The following is a 22,643-nucleotide window of genomic DNA, read 5'->3' as shown; positions in this document are numbered from 1 at the left end:
CAGAGAGCGGAGGCGCGGGCAATCAGCTACTTATATGCACGTCAGAGATCCATCTCCCACGTCTCGTTGACCATGTCCTTGCCGAAGGCATGCGCCGGCTCTTCCGCCACCAGCACGTAGCCCTTGTTTTGATAGATGTGGCGTGCTTCCTTTTGCTGATCCGTAGTCCACAAGCGCATCTTGCGGTAGCCGGCGGCGCGGGCGAAGCGGTGGCACTCGTCGACCAGTCGCGATCCGAGCCCGTAGCCGCGCGCCTGCTCTTCGACCAACAGCAGCCGCAGTTTCGCCACGCCCTCTTCGCCGCTGCGCGCCAGCGCGATGGAACCAACCGGCTGGCCGTTCATCTCGGCGATCCAACAGTGCTCCAGTTTCGGATCGAAGTCGCGTTCAAAGTCGGCGCAGATTTGGCCGACCAGCGTTTCGAAGCTGCTGTCCCAGCCCTGCTGGGTCGTATAGATTTCGCCGTGGCGGCGCGTGATCCAGGCCATGTCGCCGGGGCCGTGAGCACGCAACACAAACGGCTGCGCGTATTTCATGCCACTTTCGGCATCAAGCAGATCGCGTATGGTGCGCATGGCGTCCAGCATGCGCAGTTGATCCGACTCGCCAAAGCGCGACAGCATATCGCCCACCTCCTCGCGCGAGCGGCGATCCAGCGGCTCGTAGACAGCGCGGCCCTGCTCCGTCAGGTGCAGCAGCTTGGCACGGCCGTCGGTAGCCGATGGCACTTTGCTGACCAGGCCCGCGCTTTCAAACTTGGCGATGATGCGGCTCAGGTAACCGCGATCCAATCCCAGATCGCGGCACAGCGCCGCCGACGGCTGGTCGCCGTGATGCGCCAGCTCGTACAGCACGCGCATCTCGGTCAGCGTGAATTCGCTGTGCAGCAGGCCTTCGCGCAGCACCCCGATCTGGCGCGTGAAAAAGCGATTAAAGGAACGAACCGCCGCAACGCGGTCTGTGAACGCAGGGACAGGCATGAGGACTCCGACATTTCAAACTGCCGACGATTGTGCGACATATTGCTGACTGAGTCAACAAAGTGTCGCAGCCACGCACAGAAATGTGCCGTGCGAAGCCGATACTGTTAAAGTAAGCGCAACACGACTACGCGGCCATCGCGCCGTCTTTGCCATGTTAGTTGCGCCGATCCCGGACAATGATCGCGAACGTCTCGCCGCCCTGCGCGAGATGCTGATCCTCGACACGCCGCCGGAAGAACGTCTCGACAAAGTGGTGCAATTCGCCGCGCAGGAATTCGACGTGCCGATCGCGCTCATCTCCCTCATCGATGAAAATCGCCAGTGGTTCAAGGCCCGCGTGGGATTGGATGCGTGCGAAGCCGGGCGCGATATCTCGTTCTGCGGCCACGCCATTCTGCAACCGGACATCTTCGTCATTCCCAACTCGCGCGAGGACGAGCGCTTTGCCGACAACCCGCTGGTGACCGGGCCGCCGCACGTCATCTTCTACGCCGGCGCCCCGCTGGCCATGCCGTCCGGTTACGTCATCGGCACGCTATGCCTGATCGACCACACGCCGCGCGATCTGGATGTGACGGAGTTAGCGATCCTCACCTCGCTGCGCGACCTTCTCGTTGAAGAACTGTCCAAGCCTGCGGAGGCGCCCCATGGCTGAAGCTACGGCGCGTAACCTCAACATGCTGCTGGTGGAAGAACAAAACCTGCTGCGCAAAACCGTCTCGCTGACGGCGCGCTCGCTGGGCATGGGGACAGTGCACGAAGCAGCCACCGTGCAAGCGGCCGAACGCATGCTACGCGAACGCGCTTATCAAGGCGCAGTAATTTCCATCGACTGCGGCGCGGACGGCGACGGCCACTACAACCTCGCGCTACTGGACAAAGTCCGCAACGGCCTGTCCGCCAGCCCGGCCACCATCCCCATCGCCGTGATGGTCGACCAGGCCACCGCAGACCTCATGCGCGAACTGCGCGAACGCCAAGTCAACCGCGTCATCCTCAAACCCTTCCGCGCCAAAATCCTGCTGGAAGCGTTTGAGGCATTTGGCAAGTAGCCAAGCCGGGGTACACAGTCTCAATTACCGTGGGAACCAAACAGGTTTGCTGCTCTTAGTACCCCAAACAAAAGGGTCTGACCCCGTACGGGGTCAGACCCTGGCCGCAGCGGTGTGCGGGTTGGGTTGGTGCCGCGCATTTTTACAGCGACAAGCAGCGTCAAACCCTCTAATAGATTTCCCGCGCCACTTCGCGCACGGATTTGAGCAGCAGTTCCGCGCCCGGCGAGAGGATGTGGCCGTCCACGGTGATAATGCCGAAGGCGTCCATCCGGCATGGCAGTTCGATCGGCAGGATGTTTAGCACGCCCTGCGATTCATAGTACTTGGCCACCGCGATCGGCATCACGTTGAGCGCATCCGTTTGCTGCAGCAGCGGCTTAATTAGCAGCACCGCCGTGGTGTCGACCACGTTGATCGGCACTTCCAGGCCGGCGCGGCGGAACATCAACTCGCAGCGCGCGCGCAAGATCGAGCCTTGCGGCGGCAAGATCCACGGCTGGGTGGCGATGTCGCGCAGTTGCAGGTTTTTGGCCTTCAGCAGCGGATGGCCGGGACGCACCACCGCACATGCCGGCTCGTCGCCCAGTTCTTCGTAGCTCAAGCCCTCGGCGCTTTCGCGTTCTGGAATGCGGCCGATCATGAAGTCGAGACGGCCGCGCTGCAACTGCTCCAGCAACACGTTGGACTGCTCCATCTCCACGCCGATGCGCAGCTTGGGCGCATGCTGCTTGGTGCGCGTGATCGCCTGCGGCAGCAGCGCAATCCCCGGCGTCATGATGGTGCCGATGTCCACCTGCCCACTTAGCCCAGCCTTGATGGCGACGATGTCTTCGTGCGCCAGCGAGAGGCTGGTCAGCGCCATGCGCGCGTGGCGGATCATGGTCTCGCCGTAGATTGTCGGCTCCATGCCGCGCGGCAGGCGCTCGAACAGCTGCACCCCCAGCATCTCTTCCAAGTCCTTCAGCTGCTTGGACGCGGCAGGCTGCGTCATGTGCAGTTCTTCCGAAGCACGGTGGATGTTGCGTTGTTCGTCCAGCGCAATGAGCAGCAACAGCTGGCGCGTTTTCAGGCGCGCGCGCAGGAACCAATTTGGGTTTGTATCCATAATCACTTACAGGCAGCGCTTGGATTGGCCGCCGGGCCTTCTTTTGTCTGCTTGATGAACGGGATGGTGCCGTCAGCATTGTACGTGAACTCCTCCACCGCGACCGAACGGCGGAACTCCGCGCCACCCGGCAGTTTGGCGTTGTGGTAGAAGATGTAGTTCTTGCCGTTGAACTCAACGATCGCCTGGTGGATGGTTTTCACCTTGGCGTTTTTCGACATGATCACGCCTTGGAATTTCCAGGGGCCGGTGGCGCTAGGGCCGGTGTAGTACGCGGTCTCCTCCGGGAAGTCGCGCGAGTAGGACAGGTAGTAGGTGCCGTTATGCTTGTGCAGATACGGCGCTTCAGTGAAGCGATCCATGCCCACGGTGTGAATCGGTCCATCCAGCTCGGTCATATTGGCTTTCAGCCTGGCGTACTTGAGCACCGTGTTGCCCCAGTAGAGATACGCCTGGCCGTCATCGTCGATAAAGACGCCGGGATCGATATCGTCCCATGCGATCGGCGCTTCCAGCGTCATATTGTTGGTGATGAGCGCCGTGCCGCGCGCGTCCACGAACGGGCCTTCCGGTTTATCGGACACCGCCACGCCAATGGCGCGGCCCGGAATGCTGGCGTGATCGACGGTGGCGTAGAAGTAGTATTTGCCATCGCGCTTGGTGATGTCGGCTGCCCATGCATCCACTTTGCCGATGGCCCATTTGAAGGCGGATGGCTGGATCGGCGAACCGCGGTCGACCCAGTTCTTCATGTCGCAGCTGCTGTACATGCGCCATTCTTTCATGACGTAGTCCTTGTCGGTCGGCGAGGCCGAGTCATGGCCGACGTACAGGTAGACGGTGCCGTTTTCCACGAAGGCCGCGGGATCGGCGGTGTACAGCTTGGGCAGGATGGGATTGGCCGCGTTAGCGGCGAGCGCCAACAGGCTCGCCGCAGCGAGCATCAGATTTTTCTTCAAGTTGCTCTCCAGTGTAGTGAGGGTCTTTTTTATTTATTTTTTATTGCTGCGCATTGTCATCACGCGCTGTACGACGCAGAACATAAACAACAGACCGCCAATGACGATCTTAGTCCACCATGAACTCAATGTGCCATCGAAGGCGATCAGTGTTTGAATGGAGCCCAGCACCAGCACGCCGGTCAGCGCGCCTGCCACATAGCCGTAACCGCCGCTGAGCAGCGTGCCGCCGATGACCACCGCAGCGATGGCGTCGAGCTCCGTACCTTGTGCATGCAGGCCGTAACCCGACAGCATGTAGAACGAGAACAAGATGCCGGCCAGCGCCGCGCAAAAGCCGCTGAAGGCGTAGATCAGCACCTTGGTGCGCGCCACGCGCAGGCCCATCATCAATGCCGATTGCTCGTTGCCGCCGATGGCGTAGATGGCGCGGCCGAACGGCGTGCAATGCGCGACGTAGATGGCGGCGGCCAGTGTCACAAGCGCGATCAAGGCCCCCGGCGAGATGAAGCAGTCGCCAACCGGCAGCTGCGTTTGCGACAACGCGACGAAGAACGGGTCGTCGATGGTAATCGAGTTGATGCTGATCAGGTAGCACAGGCCGCGCGCGAGGAACATGCCGGCCAGCGTGACGATGAACGGCTGCAGTTTGAAGTAGTGGATCATCGCCCCCATCGCCGCGCCGAACAGCGTGCCGATGGCCAGTGCGATGACGATCACCAGCAGCGGCGGCAGGTGCCACGTTTGCAGCATGTAGGCGCTGATCATGGTAGTCAGCGCCAGCACGGAGCCCACCGACAGGTCGATGCCGCCGGACAGGATGACGAAGCTCATGCCGACCGCAATCACCAGCAGGAACGCGTTGTCGATCAGGAGGTTGAACAGCACCTGCAAGGACAGGAAGCCCGGATAAGCGGCACCGCCAGCGCCCAGCAGGACAACCAGCAGGAATACGGTAATCAGCGAAGTAAAGTACGGCGACGAGGTGATAGACGTGCGTGGAAGGCTCATGCTGCTCATTGTTGGCTACCTCCGCGAGCGCCAGGGAAAGCGCGGCGCCACATGGTTTTGAATTCCGCCGACTGCGATACGCAAATCACAAAGACGACCACCGACTTGACCACCATGTTCACTTCCGGCGGCAGGCCAAGAGAGTAGATGGTATAGGTCAGCGTTTGAATAATCAGCGCGCCAATCACGCTGCCGGCCAAGCTGAATTTGCCGCCGGCCAGCGAGGTGCCGCCCAGCGTGACGGCGAGGATGGCGTCCAGTTCCAGCAGCAGGCCAGCGTTGTTGGCGTCCGCGCTTTTGATGTTGGAGGTGATCATCAGGCCTGCCACGCCCGCACAAGCAGCGCAGAAGACATAGACGAAGAAGATCAGCGAGGCTGTCTTCAAACCGGCCAGCCGCGCGGCCACCGGGTTGATGCCGACTGATTGGATGAACAGGCCGAGCGCTGTTTTACGCAGCAGCACTGCGGTCACGATAAAGACGGCGGCAACGATGAACAGCGAGAACGGCAAGCCAAGCAGATAGCCGCTGCCCAGGAAGAAGAACGGCTGGTAGTAGACGGTGATGATTTGGCCGTCGGTAAACAGCTGTGCAAGGCCGCGCCCCGCCACCATCAGGATCAGGGTGGCGACGATGGGTTGCAGGCCGAGACCTGCCACCAGTGCGCCGTTCCATGCACCGCACAGCAGCGCTGCGCCCATGGCGGCGGCCAGCGCGATCCACATCGGGGTGTTGGCCACGTATTCGGGCGTGCCATTGTTCATGACCATGGTGCCGCCGACGAGCATCGCGGCTACGGTTCCGCTGATGGCGACCGTGGCGCCGACCGAGATGTCGATGCCGCGCGTGGCGATCACCAGCGTCATGCCGATGGCCGCAAGAATCAGCGGCGCCGCGCGGTTGGCGATGTCGATCAAGCTGCCGTACAAGTGGCCGTCCTTGATCTCCAGGTGGAAGAAGCCGGGGATCAGGATCAAGTCGATCAACAGCAGGATCGCCAGCGCGGCCAGTGGCCGGAATAATGGGTGATGCACGAACATAGGCAAGCTTGATTTGGTTGGTGCGGCGGCGCGTACGGCGGAACTATGCATGCTGGTCTCCAGCAGCGATTACTTGCAGCACGGAGGTTTCATCCAGCGCACCGCGCGGGTATTCACCGCCGGCTTTGCGGTCGCGCATGACGACGATGCGGTCGCTCACGCGCAGCACCTCGGGCAATTCGGAGGAGATGAACAGGATGGACATGCCTTTCTTGCACAGTGCCGACACGTAGTCCATGATCTCCTGCTTGGCGCGGACGTCGATGCCGCGCGTTGGCTCGTCCAGTATCAGCAGTTTTGGATCGGTGACCAGCCAGCGGGCCAGCAGCACTTTTTGCTGATTGCCGCCGGAGAGCGAACCGATAGGCGTTTCGATGCTAGCGGTTTTGATGCCGAGCGCTTTCACGTATTCTTCCGCCAGTTGCTGCTGGCGTTTGAGCGGGATGGCGCGCATGATGCCAGTGCGGGCTTGCAGGGCGAGGATCAGGTTCTCGCGCACAGAGAGGTCGAGAATAGCGCCTTCGTGCTTGCGGTCTTCGGAACAGAAGCCAATGCCGGCGGCGATGGCGTCGCGCGGCGAGGACAGATTGCGCTCCTTGCCGTCGATGGTGATGGCGCCGCTATCCGCCTTGTCCGCGCCGAACAGCAGGCGGGCTGCCTCGGTGCGGCCGGATCCCAGCAAACCGGCAAGGCCCAGTAACTCGCCTTCGCGGATTTCCAGATCCATCGGCTGCAACGCGCCCCGCCGCCCCAAGCCGACCGCACGCAAGAACGCTTTGAAGCGGCCCTCGCCAGCGACGGCCGTCCCATTCGCGTCGGCGACGCCGCCTGCGGCCGCGTGGCTGGCGGTAGGCTGTGCGCTCGCGGTGGCAGCATCGTTGGCGGCTGGTGCACCGACCATCTTGTTGACTAACTCCACGCGCGACAGGTCGGCGGCCAGGTACTCGCCTTCCCGCTCGCCATTGCGCATCACGGTAATGCGATCCGAAATCGCATAGGTCTGATCAAGGAAGTGCGTCACAAACAGAATCGCCATGCCCTGCTCGCGCAAGCCACGCAACACGCTGAACAGCAAATCCACTTCCTTCTCATCGAGCGAGGAAGTCGGCTCGTCCAGGATCAGCACCTTGGCCGACACCAGCAGCGAACGCGAAATCGCTACCATCTGCTGGATCGCCAGCGGATAGTGTGCGAGCGGCAGCGTCACATCGATCCGAATCTGCATGCGCTCCAGCAGCTCAGTAGCCTGCTTCGCCATGCCGGCCCAATCGATGCGCCCCAGCTTGCGCGGATAGCGTCCGATGAAAATATTCTCCGCCACTGACAAATTCGGGCAAAGATTCACTTCCTGATAAACAGTGCTGATGCCATGGTTCTGCGCATCCAGCGTTGACTGCGGCTGTATCGCCTGCCCCGCCAACAGGATCTGCCCATGATCCGGCGTATAAACACCAGTCAGCACCTTGATCAGCGTCGACTTGCCCGCGCCGTTCTGGCCCATCAGCGTGTGCACTTCACCGGGATACAGATTAAGCGACACGCCATTCAAAGCCTGCACACCGGTGAAAGCCTTGCTGATGCCGCGCAGTTCAAGCACTGGCGCCGGCGCAGAGGAGATGATCGTCATTGCAATCAGTATTTACGGTTCGGGAATTCCTTGGCCGCGACTTCGGCCGGGAACACGCCTTCTTGCGTCACAACGCGCTTAGGTACAGGCTTTCCGGCCACGACATCCTTGGCGATCTGCATCAACTGAGGGCCGAGCAGTGGATTGCACTCCACCGTCACATTCAGCTTCCCGGCGATCATGGCTTCAAATGCGCCCTTCACGCCGTCGATCGAAATCACAATGATGTCCTTGCCCGGTTTCAGGCCAGCTTCCTCGATCGCCTGGATCGCGCCGATGGCCATATCGTCGTTGTGCGCATACAGCACGTTGATCTTCTTGCCCTCGGCCTTGAGGAAGGCTTCCATCACTTCCTTGCCCTTGGCGCGGGTGAAGTCGCCGGTCTGGGAGCGGATCACTTTCAGCTTGGCGTTACCGGCGATGACTTCTTCAAAGCCCTTCTTGCGATCCAGCGCCGGCGCGGAACCGACGGTGCCTTGCAGTTCAACGATATTTAAAACGGCATCGGGGGTTTTCTTTTGACGTTCCACCAGCCAGCGGCCGGCGCGGCGGCCCTCTTCCACGAAGTCCGAACCGAGGAAGCTCACGTACAGCGAAAGATCGCTGACGTTGACCGCGCGGTCGGTCAGAATCACGGGGATGTTGGCGCGCTTGGCTTCGCGCAGCACAGTGTCCCAGCCCGATTCCACCACCGGCGAGAACGCGATCACGTCCACGCGCTGGGCGATGAAGGAGCGGATCGCCTTGACCTGGTTTTCCTGCTTCTGCTGGGCGTCGGCGAATTTGAGGGTGATGCCTTCCTTCTTGGCGGCGTCCTTGATCGAGACGGTGTTCGCGGTGCGCCACTCGCTCTCGGCGCCGACCTGCGAAAAGCCGATCACCAGCGGCTTGGCGGCGAAGGCTGGTGCGCCCAGGGCGGCGGCAGCGGCCAATGCGGCAGCCAGCACGGTTCTACGATTCATCATGGCTAAGTCTCCAAATAGCTGTCAGGTTTTTATTTTTCAGATAAATACTATGAGAATTACAAATATCTATCCAATGATATTTTCGCAGTCTGCAATATCAATTTTGATATGTCAGCGCAGCAAACGCAAGCCGTACAAGCCCCCTGCCACCGAACCTTCGCGGGCCACAAATTTGACTACCAGCCTGCCCGCCACTGCGGCGCCAGCCGGAATGGCGTAGTCGTGGGTGTAAAGTTCCCCAGGAGCAACCGCATCAAGGCGGACTTCGGCCAGCAACCGGTCATTGATTAAGATATCGAAGCGGCGGCCGGCATCTGCTTTTGCATATGTCAGCCGCAGCACGCGGGCTTCGGAGTTTTTATCGGTCAGCTCGTAGCTGAACCAGCCGGTTGCGTGCCGCCAGTGCTTGCCCTTGTTGACGCCCGCGTCGGCGCCTTCGGCCTTGAAGAAGTGATCGGACTCCGGTTGCTGTTCGCCCGGTGCGACTTGGTCGATGGTTTGCGCGTCCAGCGCGAGGCGCTCTTTTTCTGCTTCCGCAGCTTTGGCGCGGCGTTCGGCCAGGCCGTCCTGCGTGGAGTACGGCCAGTAGACCACGTAGCGCGCGTCGTGCACGCGGAAGAATGGGACGAAAGTGGTCGGGCCGGCAGCGGCGCTCTGCACCAGGCCCGGTGCGGTGAAGGTTAACGGGCGGCCTGGGACTGCACGGAAGCGGCCCGCAAAGTTGGCGTTGTCGCTGACCAGCACCGGCGCTTGCTCCAACGGGCATACCGGGCCGCTGGCGATGTGGCCCATGCGGCTGTCGTCGGCCAGATAGTTGAGCTGCTCGCCGGGGAACGGATTGGTTTTCGCGGCCAGCACCACAGGGCCGTGCAGCACGGCGAAGTAGGCCGATTTGTCGGGCATTTGTTCCAGCCGCGTCGTCATCGGCAGGTGGATTTCGACTTTATCGCCATCGCGCCATAGACGGCGCAGGTTCACGTAACGATCCGCGCCGATGGCGGCGGCCATCGGCTTGCCGTTGACTGTCAGGCGCAATGCGCCCTGCTGCACCCACTCTGGATAACGGATCTTCAGCGTGAAGGTCTTATTGCCCTTGATGGTGATGGTGCTGCGGCCTTCATCCGGGAAGCGGTTGGACTGGCGGATTTGCACGCCTTGCTCGCGCCAATCCAGCGTCGATGGGATGAACAGGTTGACGTACAAACTGTCGCCGCGATGGGCGTAGATGAATTCTCCGTATTTGGCATGGCTCTCGATGCCGGAACCAACGCAGCACCACATTGCCTTCTGCGGCTGCGAATACACGCGGTAGTGATTCGGCCGCATCGGCGTGAAGTAGACGAAGCCTCCGCTGTTCGGGTGCTGCGACGAGAGTATGTGGTTGTACAGCGCGCGCTCGTAGTAATCGGCGTAGCTGCCTTTGGCGTCACCGAGGAATAGCAGTTCGGTGAGCTTGAGCATATTGTAGGTGTTGCAGGTTTCCGGGCCTTCCACTTCCTCGATCATGGACGAGTAGTCTTTATCGTCGTGGAAGTGTTCTTTGACGCTGTTGCCGCCGATGGCGACGGTGCGGTGATCGTGGACAGTCTGCCAGAAGAATGCTGCGGCTTTTTGCCAGTCCTTGCGCTGCGTGATGTCGCCAATGCGTTTGAAGCCAATGACTTTCGGGATTTGCGTGTTGGCGTGCAGACCGGTGAGCTGGTCTTTGCCCTGTTCCAGAGGACGCAATATGGCCTGGTGCGAGAAGCGGATCGCCAAGTCCATGTATTTTTGCTGGCCGGTCATTTGGGCGACGTCGGCCAGTACTTCGTTCATGCCGCCATGCTCGCCGCGGAGCATGGATTGCATTTGGTCGTCGGTCAGGTGCGAGCTTAGTTCCAGCGTCCAGTCGCACAGCGCGATCAGCATGGTGCGGGCGTCTTCGCTGCCCGCGTACGTGTAGGCGTCGCGCAGGCCGGCGTAGGTTTTGTGCAGGTTATACCATGGCACCCATTTGCCGTTCACTGAGAAGTTATCGGCGTGGAGTTTGCCTTGCGCGATGTCGTTCCATGCGGCCGCGCCGCCGGGGATGCCGCCGATGTAGCCGTTGCCGTTGGCTTGCTGGCAGCGTTTGAGTTCTGCAATGGCGTAGTTCAGGCGTTCGTGAACTTGCTTGTCGCCGGTGGCGGCGAACATGAGGGCGAGCGCGGACAGATAGTGGCCGCCCATGTGGCCATCAAGGCCACTCGATTCCCAGTTGCCGTACGTGGGCCGCTTGAGCGGCAGGCCGGCTTCGCGCAGAAACGGAGCGAGCAAACGGTCAGCGTCCAGCGCGAGGATGTAGCGCAGGTCGGTCTGCTGGGCTTCCAGAAAAGGACTGGGGCCGAGGCGCACTGCGTTCAGCGGGAACAGCGACAGCTTGCCGGACGTAGCGAGGCCGGCCCCCGCCGCCGCGGCCGGCGCATCGGACGCACTGGCAAGCGCGCGGTGAGACGCGACGGTGGCAGCAGCGCCGGCGGCTAGTTTCAGCGCGCGGCGGCGGGATGGCTGCGCGGACGTCATTACTTCGCTGGCAGCTGGTTGCTGCGGTATTTGTTCAGGTCTGCAGGATCGACCGTCGGCCAGCCGGCGCTGTCGAACTTCATTTCCATGATCTTCAGCTTTTGCAGGTAATTGTCGGCCGTCTCATACGCATGGAGGACAAGGTAGTCCTTGCCGTCCATCGTGTAAGCGCTGTTGTGCCCCAGGCCCTTCCAGTCCTTGTCGCCGGCGATCAGCAGCGAGCCGCCGCCTTTCATCATGTCGATGCCGCTCTTGTCCACATATGGCCCGATTAATTGCTTCGAGCGTCCGACCACCACGTTGTAGGTGCTATCGCCCTTGCGGCAGCAAAGACCAAACGACGCAAACAGGTAATAGTAATCACCCTTCTTGAAGATGAACGGCGCTTCAATCTCGTCCGGCCCTGCCGAGGCGTCGGCGACCGACTTGCTGCGCGACCGGCTGGCAATCGCGTGCCACTCCTGCGGCTCGGCCAAACCAGTCCACTCCTTGTTCAGCTTCACGATTTTCAGCCCGCTCCAGAATGAGCCGAACGACATCCAGGCGTCGCCCTTCTCATCCTGAATCACATTCGGGTCGATGGCGTTCCAGTCATCGCGCAGCGGCACCGATTGGAGCACCATCCCCTTGTCCTCCCACTTGTAGTCAGGCGAGCGCGGATTGAGCGTTTTATTGACTGTGACGCCGATGCCGGACGTATTCTTGCCAAATCCCGAAACGGAATAATACAAATAGTATTGCCCGTTATGGAACTGGATGTCCGGCGCCCAGATATGGTCGTCAAACGTCGGCGCGGCCTTCTTCGCCCATACCGGCTGGCCCTTGAACACTCGGCCCTCCGGCGTCCAGTTCTTCATATCCTTGGAACTGTAGAAAGTGATCCCCGGCCCCGTGCTGAACACGTAGTAAGTATCGCCTTCCTTGGCCATTACCGGATCGTGCACGCTGACTTCCTTGGCCATGCAACCCACCGAAGCCAACGCAAACGTCACCGCCAATAAAACTTGCTTCATTACGAACCTCTTATCAGTTGCCGGTACGCGCGCCCCAAATGGAGACGCCGTCCACCGATTGCGCCGTCCACGTCACCACAAACGCGCTGGCGTTGGTATTCCACTGGCGCGACAGCACGCCAGCGAACGTCCCGGCTGCGCCGAGCGTCAGCGTGATCTTGTTACTGCCGTCATGCTTCCACGTACCGCTGGCCGCACCGGACACCGTGCCATCCGCCTTCAACACCACTTCTTGCGAAGCCTTGATTGCCGTCGAGATGTCCTTGCCGTGATTGATCATCTTATACGTTCCCGCCGCATCGGACGCCGTTACTTCAGCCGACAAGGTAGTAGCGTTTTTGCTCAGCGGCGCGTAGCGGAACGGCGCCACCACCGGCCAGCCATCGGCGTTGATGAACATCTCATGCACGCGGATCTGGTGCAGTTCACCCGTACCAGGGAAACGGGTATGGAAGATCAGGAAGTACTGGCCGGTCGACGCTTCGTAGTAAGCCGAGTTGTGGCCCGGCGATACATAGCCGAGCGGCGTCCCCGTCTCGCCAGCCGCCAGCGCAAACTGGTGATTGCCCATGATCTTCTGACCGTATGGCGCAATGGTCGCATCGTCAAACAGCGGCAGCGCTGGATTCGATTTGACGTTCGCCATATCGTTGCCCTTCGCATCCAGATACGGGCCGTTCGGATTAACCGAGCGCGATACGCGCATGTTATACGCGCCGTTGGCATCCAGGCCGCCGAAGGACGTGAACATGTAGTAGAACTTCGACTGAGGGCTGTACAACACATACGCGCCCTCGATGCGGCTATGATTCCCGCCGATCAGGTGCTTCCCATAGCCCTGCCCCGGCTTCTGCAAACCGGTGGCGGTGTCCATCTCAAGGATGAAGATGCCGCCCGAGTAAGAGCCGTAGATCATCCACAGCTTGCCCTGCTGGTCGAAGAAGGTGTTCGGATCCACCACGTTGGGCATGGTCAGCGCGTCGTAAATCGTAACGCCATCCTCGCCCGGCCCGCCCCAGTTGCCCGACTTGAGCAGGATTTGCTTGCTGACGTACGGGCCTTCCACCTTGTCCGCCACCGCGAGACCCAGTGCCGAGCGCGGGGAGTCGCCTTTGCAAGCGCAGTAGTAGTGATAGAACTTGCCGTCGGCGAGTTTCACCACATCCGGCGCCCACAGATCCGTCACCTGCGCCCATGCGAAGGTATCGGCCAGCGAGGTCACCACATTGTTGAATAGTGGATTAGCCGCGTTGACGCCATCGGCGACCTTAGTCCAGTTCATCAAGTCCGTCGATTTGGCAGCGGCGAGGTGCGAACCAAACACGTAGAACGTGCCGTCCACCTTGATGACGGATGGATCGTGTACCGACGCTTCCGTGAACGTGACTGAAGTTGGCGTTGGCGTTGGCGTTGGCGTTGGCGTTGGCGTTGGTGTCGGAGTGGGCGTAGGAGTCGGCGTCGGCGTAGGCGCGGGTGTTGGCGTAGTCCCGCCGCCACCGCCGCCGCAACCCGCCAACACTAACGCCACGCCGCCGGCGGAAATCACCTTCCGGCGCGTGATGTTGATGTCATCCATATATTTACTCCACTGCGACCACAATCACGGCCTTGGCAGGCACTTTGACCGTCAGCTTGCCATCGGCGCCGGCAGCAGCGCTAAACGGCGCAGGCTTAATCGCTTGCGGCGCTGCGAAGGTGTTATGCGCATCCATCGCAGCGGCGGTCAGCACGCGTCCCTTCACTGCTTTCACAGCTTGGCCCGGAATGTTCAGTGCCACATCGGCCGGCTGATTTGGATTGGTATTCACCAGCGCCACATACAGCTTGCCGTCGGTGCCGCGCGCAGCCGACGCGCTGATCTCAGGGATCTTCACATTGCCGACGCTGTAGTCAGGATTGTTTTGCAGCGAGACAGGCAGCGAGGTCGCATTCTGGAACGGCACATACATCTGGTATGCGTAGTATGTCGGCGTAAGAATCATCTTGTCCTTGTCGGTCAAGATCATCGCTTGCAGCACATTGACCATCTGCGCAATATTCGTCATGCGCACACGATCAGCGTGGGCGTGGAAGATGTTGAAGTTAAGCGCTGCAACCACGGCATCGCGCAGGGTATTTTGCTGGAACAGGAAGCCAGGATTGGTGCCTTTCTCCACGTCGTACCAAGTGCCCCATTCGTCGACGAACAGGCCCAGTTTTTTCTCCGGGTCGTGCTTGTCCATGGCGGCGGTGTTCTTTTGGATGTGGCTCTCCATGCGCAGCGTGTTGGACAGCGTCGAAATCCATTCGTTTTCCTGGAAGCTGGTCGAAGCGCCCTTCACGTCCCATTTACCGGTTGGGATGGTGTAGTAGTGGAAGCTGATGCCGTCGGTTTGTTTTTTCAGCTCCTTGCTCAGCACATCAGACCAAGCCACGTCGTTGTCGTTACCACCGCTGGCGATAATCTTAGGACGATACTGCTTCGGTGCGCGCAGGAAGGTTTCGACCTGCTTGTACAGATCCGAGTAGTACTGCGGGCTCATATTGCCGCCGCATCCCCAAGCCTCGTTACCGACCGCGAAGTAAGCGACCTTGAACGGCTTGTCGCGGCCATTCTTGCGGCGCATGTTAGCCAGCGTGGACTTGCTGTCGGAGGTCATGTACTCGACCCACTCCGACATCTCTTGCGCGCTGCCGGTGCCGAGGTTGCCGTTGACGTAGGCGTCCGCGCCCAGAAGGTCAACCAGGTCGAAGAATTCATGCGTGCCGACGGCGTTGGATTCATCCACGCCGCCCCAGTTGGTGTTGACCTTGACCGGGCGCTTCTCGCGTGGGCCGATGCCGTCGCGCCAGTGGTATTCGTCGGCGAAGCAGCCGCCCGGCCAGCGCACCAGCGGCACCTTGATGTCTTTCAGCGCACCGACCACGTCGTTACGCCAGCCCTTGGTGTTGGGCGTTTTGGATTTAGGGCCGACCCAAATACCTTCGTAGATGCCGGTACCAAGGTGTTCGGCAAACTGGCCATACACATCCTTGTTGATGATCGCGCCCGGCTTGGCGGTGTCGATGGTGAGGCTGACTGGATCGGCAGCAAATACGCCGCCGGAAGCCAGCATGCACAATGCGAACACGCCGCGTTTAATTGGATTCATTCTCGGTCTCCTGTTTTATAGTTGGATGACAAAACCGCCGTGCGGCTTGACGATGACTACTACTTTTTTGCTGGCAGCGATGCTGCGCTGGCTAAAGCTGCGGGGCTGGTCGCCGTCGGTGAAGATGACGCCCTGCTTGTTGCCGACGAAGGACAAGTCCAGCGTCAGCGTTTTTTCCTTGTCCGTGCCGTTGATGCCGGCGATGAACCAGGTGTCGCCGGCACGGCGTGCGATCACAGCGTGCTTGCCAGGATAGCCGTCCACGTAGCGGCTATCGTCCCAGCTGCGCGGCAGGTTTTGCAGGAAGCTTTTCACGTAGGCCGGCGCGGTGGCCATGCCTTCCGGCGTGTCGGCAAAATGCTGGATGCCGGACAGGTACAGCACAGACGTCGCCAGTTCAAAGCCATTGGTGCTGGCGCGCTTGATATTCGGGATGTCGCCGAATACCATCGGCGTGAAGTCCATCGGGTCGAACAGGTTCCGCGTGAACGGCAGCATGGCGGCGTGGCTCGGCATCAGGTCTTGATCCTTCTGTTCGAAGGTGGTGAACTCGAAGCCGCGGATCGCTTCCATGGTCATGAGATTCGGCCAAGTGCGCGACCAGCCGCGCGGTAACGTGGAACCGTGGAAGTTGACCAGCAGGCCGGCATCGGCAGCGTCGCGCAGGATGCCGTTGTAGTAGGCGATCATGGACTGGCCGTCGCCGGCGAAGAAGTCGATTTTCACGCCCTTGATGCCGATGTCGCGCAGGCGCTGGAATTCCTTGACGCGCTGTTCGTGGGTCAGCAGTTTACTTTTTGGCGAGTACTCGGTCTTGTTCCATGCGCCAGACGAGTTGTACCACAGCAGGAGGTCGACGTTTTTGGTGGCGGCGTAATCGGCCAGTTCCTTGACCTTGTCGTAGCCGATCTTGCGATCCCAGTCGGCATCGATCAGGGTGTAATCCCAGTGCATCTGGGCGGCGTAGTCGATAAAGCGCTTTTGCACGTCGTAGACAGTACCGTCGTCTTTCAGGATGGCCCAGCTCCACGAGGCGTGGCCAGGTTTGACGCGCGAAGCGTCAAAGGCGATGGCAGGAGCGGCCAGGTCGGTGCCGAGGGTCGAGTTGGTGACAGTGGCCAGCGAACCGAGTGCGATCACGCGCCACGGTGAGGTCAGTGTTCCCTCCACTTCCGCCATCAGGCCGCCGTTGGTGTAGACCTCTGGCGCCATCGGGTTGCCGATGCTGTATTTGCCGCCGGTGGAGTCGGCTGCAAGGCGCGAGGCTTGCCATGTGCCGTCCATATTGGCTTCGGAGATGGCGAGCCAGTTGCTGCATGCCTTGAACAGGGCTGGGAAGACCCAGCCGGCATCCGTTGGCGCTTTCGTGCCAGCCGGGATCTCCATCTGGTAGTGCTCTTCATAGGATGGATTGGTGTTACTCCAGCCGGTTTGGGCGACCGCCATCGGTTGCAGCCATGCCTTGCTGCCGCTTGGCAGGGCGAAGGTGGTGTGTTCCTGGACTAGCTTTTTCAGCGGCAGCGATGGTTCGGCGACGATGTAGCGGAAGGCTACGCCGTCGTTCGATACGCGGAAGGTGATGTCGATCTTCTGCTGCCTGGCGTTTTGTAACGAATAGGTTTGCTCGTTGGCGCGATAGCTGATATCGCGCTTTTTGCCGACCGCCATTTGGTAATGATCTTCGAGGGTTCGCGGCGCGGAAGCGGCGAGCAAAGTGAGGTCGCTGCTCAGATCCGCGCCGGCGAGTTGCAGGCCAAGATCGGAAGCCAGCAAAACAGGCTTTCCATCGCGGGCGATGGCGTACGTCAGCTTGCCGTCGGCGGCGCGCACGGTGACGGCGACGTGTTTATCGGGGCTGTGCAGCGCCAGCACGCCTGGCTGGGCGGCTTGCGCTGCGGCGGGCGCTATGACTGCGGCCACGCTGGTCAGCGCGGCGGCGATGGTTGTCTTCACCATGTTCCTACCATTTTCTATGGTTGCTATACCCCGCCGCATCAACGTGCGGTGTCTCCGGGGGCGAACAGTGCTACTTACTGCAAGCGGTTTATACCCAGCCTGCGTCGACGATGAACTCTTGAGCGGTGCACATGGCGCCGTCATCGGCGGCCAGGAACAGCACCATTGACGCCACGTGCTGCGGCATCAATTTATTCTGCAAGCACTGATTGCGCTTGATGTCCTGCTCACCGGCGTCGTCCAGCCACAGGTCGATCTGGCGTTGTGTCATCACCCAGCCCGGCGTGACGGTGTTGACGCGAATACCGTGTGCGCCGAACTCGCGGGCCAAGCCGCGCGTCAGGCCATGCACAGCGGCCTTGGTGGTCGCATATGCTGGATAGCCCGCGTTCTTCACGTGCCAGGAAATCGAGCCAACATTGATGATCGAACCAGCGCCCTTCTTCTTCATGCCTTCCAATACCGCTTGGCAGGTGAAGAACATCGGACGCTGGTTGACGGCGATGCACTTATCCCAGTATTCGGGCGTGACTTCGGCGGTGTCGTGGCGCTGGTCGTTGGCGGCGTTGTTGACGAGGATGTCGAAGTCGCCAACCAGGCCCGCCAATTCGGCCATGGTGGCCTGCAATGCCGGAATGTCTGTAATGTCGCACTGGCGGAACAGCGGTTCGGGATAGCCTGCTTCTTTCACGCGGCGGATCAATGCGTGGCTGGCATCGACGGCGATATCGACAAAGGCGACTTGCGCGCCCTGCTCCGCAAAGGAAATCACCATCGCTTCACCGATGCCGGTGCCGCCGCCAGTAATGAATACGCGCTTACCGCGCAAGCTGCCAAACTTGGCCAGTTGAGTCATACAGTCTCCGGTTTGTTTTTTTTAGTTGCGAGTCAATTCGCCATCGCGGCGCAGCCATTTGGCCGAGCCGTTGTCGCGCAGGACTTCAGGCAGCAAGGCTTGCGACAGGTTCTGGTAGCACACCGGACGCAGGAAGCGCGTGATTGCGCCCGTACCGACCGAGGTGCTGCGCCCATCCGAGGTCGATGGGAACGGGCCGCCGTGCACCATCGCGCTGCACACTTCCACGCCGGTTGGATAGCCGTTGGCCAAGATACGGCCAACCTTGCGTTCCAATACCGGCAGCAGCGCTTGCGCAGCTTCCAGATCGCCTTCGTCCATTTGCAGCGTGGCGGTCAGCTGGCCTTCCAGCTTGTCCGTAACAGCGCGCAGCTCGGCCACGTCCTTGCACACCACCAGCAGCGACGCCGGGCCAAAAACCTCTTCCTGCAAAGCGTGCTGCGACAAGAACGCATCAGCCGACGACACGAAGAACGCCGGAGCGCCCTTGCCTTCCGCCTGCGGCGCCAAGGCCAGCGTCTTCACATCCGTATGCTCCGCCAGCTGATTCACACCGCGAGCGAAATTACCTGCAATCCCCGGCGACAGCATCGAGCACGCCGCACCACCAGCCAGCGCCTGCGACGCAGCAGCGGTAAAGCGATCCAGGTCAGGGCCGGCCAAGGCCAGCACCAAACCAGGATTGGTGCACATCTGCCCCACGCCCAAAGTCAGCGAGGCAGCGAAACCGGCGGCGATATCTTCCGCGCGATTCTTCAGTGCCTGCGGCAGCAGGAACACCGGATTGATCGAACTCATTTCGGCATACACCGGAATCGGCACCGGGCGCGCAGCCGCAGCGGCCATCAGCGCCAAGCCGCCGCCGCGCGAACCGGTAAAGCCAACCGCCTTGATGGCAGGATGGCGCACCAGCTCAATGCCGAGATCATTGCCAACGCCGGTCAGCAGCGAGAACACGCCGGCAGGCAGGCCGCAAATCTCAACCGCTTTAACGACTGCGCGCCCCACCAGCTCCGAAGTGCCTGGATGCGCAAAGTGCGCCTTCAGCACCACCGGGCAGCCGGCAGCCAGCGCCGACGCGGTATCGCCGCCTGCGACAGAAAAAGCCAACGGGAAGTTACTGGCAGCGAAAACCGCCACAGGGCCAAGGCCGATCATGCGCATGCGCAGGTCGGGACGCGGCGGCGTCCGATCCGGCAGCGCTTTGTCAAAGCGCACATCGTGCCAGGAGCCTTCGCGCAGCAAGTTGGCAAACAGTTTGAGCTGGCCGACGGTGCGGGCGCGCTCGCCCTCCACACGTGGACGCGGCAGGCTGGTTTCAGCCATGACGCGTTCGATCAACACATCGCCGAGTTCCATAATTTGGTCAGCAATGGTTTCGAGGAAGACCGCGCGCTTTTCGTCGCTCAGCGCGCGGAAGGTATCGAAAGCTTCATCAGCCAGGCGGCAAGCCCGGTCAATCTGCGCCGCATCCACGGTACGGAATTCGGGCTCGATTACCTGCTGCGTGGCCGGGTTGTAAGCGCGGACGCCCGCGCCGGTGCCTTTAACGGTCTGACCGCCAATCAGTGCATCGCCGGAGATGATCATAATGCCTTCACCTTGGCGACTTCGGTTTTGAATACGGCCAGTTTGTTGCGCAGCGCCGGGCCGAATTGCGGCGATTCGATTTCAAACGTTTCACCCGGCTGCACCGAGATGTTATCGGCCACGCTCAAGGTCGCGGTGCCGAAGAAGTGCACATGCACGTCGCCCGGACGCTTGAACAGCGCATACTTGAAGTGGTGATGCTCAAGATTGGCGATGGTGTGCGACATATTCTGCTCGCCGCTGAAGAACGGCTTCTGCCAGCGTACCTTGCCCTCTTTATCGTAGATGCGCGAGGTGCCCTCGATGCTGGCCGGCGCCTCGCCCACCAGCAGCGCCGGGCCAAGGCCGCAGACGCGCAGTTTGGAATGCGCGAGGTACAGGTAGTTCTGGCGCTCGGTCACGTGATCCGAGAACTCGTTACCGATGGCGAAGCCGACACGGTAAGGCTGGCCGTCGTCGCCGATCACATACAGGCCGGCCACTTCCGGCTCTTCACCGCCGTCCAGCGCGAAGTCCGGCATATTCAAATCCTGGCCGCTGGCTGCAACGATCGAGCCGTCGCCCTTGTAGAACCATTCCGGCTGCACACCCGCCGTACCTGGCGCAGGCTTGCCGCCTTCAACGCCCATGCGGAACATCTTCATCGAATCGCTCAGCGATTCAACATCGCCGCCGATTTTCTTGTGCATGGCGTCGCGGGTGTCGGCGCTGCCCAAGTGGGTCAGGCCGGTGCCGGTAACGTAGGTGTGCGCATCGTCGCTGTGATCGAGCGGCGACAGCAGGCGGCCTGCCGCCGCAACGGCTTCAAACGAGGTGGTTTGCGCGCCGATGGCTTTTTCCGCCAGCGCAGCCAGGCCAACCGACTTACGGATCGCATCCTGGGCCAGCGCGTAAGTGGTGCTGTAGCCGTCGATGATGCGGATGGTTTTATCTTCCAGCACGCCGACCTTGCGCGCGCCTTGTTCATTTTTAAATTGTACGAGTAGCATGAGGAGTCTCCGGGATTAGTGCGAGTGGCGCGGCACGGCCGAACCGCGCTTGCCGACCAGGAAGTCGAAGTCGCAGCCTTCGTCGGCTTGCAGCACGTGTTCGATGTACAGCTGCTGGTAGCCGGTCTTCGGCCCCGGTGCGCTGCCTTGAACGCGGACAGCCTGGCGTGCCGCCATTTCTTCGTCCGAAATCTCCAGATTCAATTGACCGCCTGCGCAGTCCAGCGTGATGTAGTCGCCGTCTTTGACGATGCCCAGCGGGCCGCCTGCCATGGCTTCCGGCGCTACGTGCAGCACCACGGTGCCATATGCCGTACCGCTCATGCGCGCATCCGAGATACGCACCATGTCTTTCACACCGGCTGCCAGCAACTTCGGCGGCAGGCCCATATTGCCCACTTCCGCCATGCCTGGATAACCTTTCGGGCCGCAGTTTTTCATCACCAGGATGGAGTCTTTATCGACATCCAGATCAGGATCCATGATGCGCGACTTGTAGTGTTCAAAGTCTTCAAACACCACGGCCTTGCCGCGATGCTGCATCAGTTCCGGCGTCGCTGCCGATGGTTTTAGCACCGCGCCGCGCGGCGCCAGGTTGCCGCGCAAGATGCAGATGCCGCCGTCCTTGCGGATCGGGTTATCCAGCGTGCGGATCACTTCTGCGTCGTAGATCGGCGCGTCCTGGCAGTTTTCCCAGATAGTCTTGCCGTTGACGGTCAGCGCGTTCGGATGCGGCAGGATGTTACCGTCGCCCATGCGGCGGATCACGCCCGGCAGGCCGCCGGCGTAGTAGAACTCTTCCATCAGGAAGCGGCCCGAAGGCAGCAAGTCGACGATGGTCGGGGTGCCGCGGCCTACGCGCGTCCAGTCTTCCAGTTCCAGATCGACACCAATACGGCCGGCGATGGCCTTCAAGTGGATCACGGCGTTGGTCGAACCACCGATAGCGGCATTGACGCGGATCGCGTTTTCAAAATTCTCTTTGGTCAGGATCTTCGACAGCTTCAGATCCTGCTTCACCATCTCCACGATGCGGATGCCGGACATATGGGCCAGCACGTAACGGCGCGCATCCACGGCAGGGATGGCGGCGTTGTGCGGCAGCGAGGTGCCCAGCGATTCGGCCATGCAGGCCATGGTCGATGCGGTGCCCATGGTGTTGCAAGTACCGGCAGAACGCGAGTGGCCCGCTTCCGCGCCAATGAACTCGTGCATCGAGATTTCACCGGCTTTAACTTGTTCATGCAGCTGCCAGACAGCGGTGCCGGAGCCGATATTTTTGCCGTTCAGTTTACCGTTCAGCATAGGGCCGCCGGTAACGACGATGGTCGGGATATCCACCGAGGCAGCGCCCATCAGCAGCGCCGGAGTGGTCTTGTCGCAGCCGACCAGCAGCACCACGCCGTCCATCGGATTACCGCGGATCGATTCTTCCACGTCCATCGACGCCAGGTTACGGGTCAACATGGCGGTTGGACGCAGGTTCGATTCGCCATTGGAGAAAACTGGGAATTCAACTGGGAAGCCGCCGGCTTCGTAGATGCCGCGCTTGACGTGTTCCGCCAGCTTGCGGAAATGCGCGTTACAAGGAGTCAGTTCAGACCAGGTGTTGCAGATGCCGATAATCGGCTTGCCTTCAAATTCGTGATCAGGGATGCCCTGATTCTTCATCCAGCTACGGTACATGAAGCCGTTTTTGTCTTGCGTACCAAACCACTCGGCGGAGCGCAGCTTCACCTTTTTGTCATTCTCAGACATGCATTTCTCCTCAGTTTTTCCTGTGCGGGGACGTGAATATCATGCCCCCGCATCGATAAGGCAT

General features: G+C 60.8%; 18 protein-coding genes. 2 read left to right on the top strand and 16 right to left on the bottom strand.

Translation table 11 applies throughout. The features are described from left to right. Nucleotides 1–41: 41 nt before the first annotated feature. On the bottom strand, nucleotides 42–980 hold the full coding sequence (locus tag GTP45_RS08285) for a bifunctional helix-turn-helix transcriptional regulator/GNAT family N-acetyltransferase (RefSeq protein ID WP_161013363.1): 939 nt from the start codon (nucleotides 978–980) through the stop codon (nucleotides 42–44). 154 nt (nucleotides 981–1,134) lie between these two features. Here GTP45_RS08285 and GTP45_RS08280 point away from each other — a divergent pair, with 154 nt between their 5' ends. Both GTP45_RS08280 and GTP45_RS08275 read left to right on the top strand, forming a co-directional pair. After that, nucleotides 1,135–1,638, top strand: coding sequence for a GAF domain-containing protein (locus GTP45_RS08280; RefSeq protein WP_161013362.1), 504 nt, complete (start codon nucleotides 1,135–1,137; stop codon nucleotides 1,636–1,638). After that, nucleotides 1,631–2,035 carry a response regulator gene (locus tag GTP45_RS08275; protein ID WP_161013361.1) on the top strand — a complete coding sequence of 135 codons (405 nt, stop codon included), beginning with the start codon at nucleotides 1,631–1,633 and terminating at the stop codon, nucleotides 2,033–2,035. Before GTP45_RS08280 ends, GTP45_RS08275 begins: the two co-directional genes overlap by 8 nt. A gap of 169 nt (nucleotides 2,036–2,204) precedes the next feature. Here GTP45_RS08275 and GTP45_RS08270 read toward each other — a convergent pair whose 3' ends face one another. From GTP45_RS08270 to GTP45_RS08200, 15 genes are all read right to left on the bottom strand, one after another. Beyond that, a complete protein-coding gene (locus tag GTP45_RS08270; protein ID WP_161013360.1) occupies nucleotides 2,205–3,143 on the bottom strand; it encodes a LysR family transcriptional regulator in 939 nt (312 codons plus the stop codon). Nucleotides 3,144–3,145: 2 nt separating this feature from the next. Beyond that, nucleotides 3,146–4,087, bottom strand: coding sequence for a glycoside hydrolase family 43 protein (locus tag GTP45_RS08265; protein WP_161013481.1), 942 nt, complete (start codon nucleotides 4,085–4,087; stop codon nucleotides 3,146–3,148). 48 nt (nucleotides 4,088–4,135) lie between these two features. Next, entirely contained in the window at nucleotides 4,136–5,113 is a 978-nt protein-coding gene (gene yjfF / locus GTP45_RS08260; RefSeq protein WP_161013359.1) for a galactofuranose ABC transporter, permease protein YjfF, read from the bottom strand. A 5-nt stretch (nucleotides 5,114–5,118) separates the two neighbouring features. Then, nucleotides 5,119–6,204: an ABC transporter permease gene (locus GTP45_RS08255; protein ID WP_161013358.1), complete on the bottom strand. Its 1,086-nt coding sequence runs from the start codon at nucleotides 6,202–6,204 to the stop codon at nucleotides 5,119–5,121. After that, nucleotides 6,197–7,780, bottom strand: a complete 1,584-nt coding sequence (locus GTP45_RS08250) for a sugar ABC transporter ATP-binding protein (RefSeq protein ID WP_161013357.1) — start codon at nucleotides 7,778–7,780, stop codon at nucleotides 6,197–6,199. Before GTP45_RS08250 ends, GTP45_RS08255 begins: the two co-directional genes overlap by 8 nt. 5 nt (nucleotides 7,781–7,785) lie before the next feature. Then, nucleotides 7,786–8,742, bottom strand: coding sequence for an ABC transporter substrate-binding protein (locus GTP45_RS08245; protein ID WP_161013480.1), 957 nt, complete (start codon nucleotides 8,740–8,742; stop codon nucleotides 7,786–7,788). 114 nt (nucleotides 8,743–8,856) lie between these two features. Continuing rightward, the gene (locus GTP45_RS08240; RefSeq protein ID WP_161013356.1) at nucleotides 8,857–11,286 is read right to left on the bottom strand and encodes a glycoside hydrolase family 127 protein; all 2,430 of its coding nucleotides are present in this window, start codon (nucleotides 11,284–11,286) and stop codon (nucleotides 8,857–8,859) included. Next, a complete protein-coding gene (locus GTP45_RS08235) occupies nucleotides 11,286–12,299 on the bottom strand; it encodes an arabinan endo-1,5-alpha-L-arabinosidase (RefSeq protein WP_161013355.1) in 1,014 nt (337 codons plus the stop codon). Before GTP45_RS08235 ends, GTP45_RS08240 begins: the two co-directional genes overlap by 1 nt. Before the next feature lie 13 nt (nucleotides 12,300–12,312). After that, nucleotides 12,313–13,875, bottom strand: coding sequence for a glycoside hydrolase family 43 protein (locus GTP45_RS08230; protein ID WP_161013354.1), 1,563 nt, complete (start codon nucleotides 13,873–13,875; stop codon nucleotides 12,313–12,315). 4 nt (nucleotides 13,876–13,879) lie between these two features. After that, nucleotides 13,880–15,430: an alpha-N-arabinofuranosidase gene (locus tag GTP45_RS08225; protein ID WP_161013353.1), complete on the bottom strand. Its 1,551-nt coding sequence runs from the start codon at nucleotides 15,428–15,430 to the stop codon at nucleotides 13,880–13,882. A 15-nt stretch (nucleotides 15,431–15,445) separates the two neighbouring features. Then, nucleotides 15,446–17,386: a glycoside hydrolase family 97 protein gene (locus GTP45_RS08220; protein ID WP_161013352.1), complete on the bottom strand. Its 1,941-nt coding sequence runs from the start codon at nucleotides 17,384–17,386 to the stop codon at nucleotides 15,446–15,448. Between the two features lie 88 nt (nucleotides 17,387–17,474). After that, entirely contained in the window at nucleotides 17,475–18,242 is a 768-nt protein-coding gene (locus GTP45_RS08215) for an SDR family NAD(P)-dependent oxidoreductase (protein ID WP_161013351.1), read from the bottom strand. Nucleotides 18,243–18,263: 21 nt separating this feature from the next. Next, complete coding sequence (locus tag GTP45_RS08210) at nucleotides 18,264–19,832, bottom strand: aldehyde dehydrogenase (NADP(+)) (RefSeq protein ID WP_161013350.1); 1,569 nt, start codon at nucleotides 19,830–19,832, stop codon at nucleotides 18,264–18,266. Then, entirely contained in the window at nucleotides 19,829–20,821 is a 993-nt protein-coding gene (gene araD1 / locus GTP45_RS08205) for an AraD1 family protein (protein ID WP_161013349.1), read from the bottom strand. The genes GTP45_RS08210 and araD1 overlap by 4 nt, the downstream gene beginning before the upstream one ends. 15 nt (nucleotides 20,822–20,836) lie before the next feature. Next, entirely contained in the window at nucleotides 20,837–22,579 is a 1,743-nt protein-coding gene (locus tag GTP45_RS08200; RefSeq protein ID WP_161013348.1) for an IlvD/Edd family dehydratase, read from the bottom strand. Nucleotides 22,580–22,643 lie beyond the last annotated feature (64 nt).

Source organism: Duganella rivi (assembly GCF_009857435.1).
GTDB lineage: Bacteria > Pseudomonadota > Gammaproteobacteria > Burkholderiales > Burkholderiaceae_D > Rugamonas > Rugamonas rivi.
Note: the sequence above shows the minus strand (reverse complement) of the source record. Positions and strands in the feature narration are given on the sequence as shown.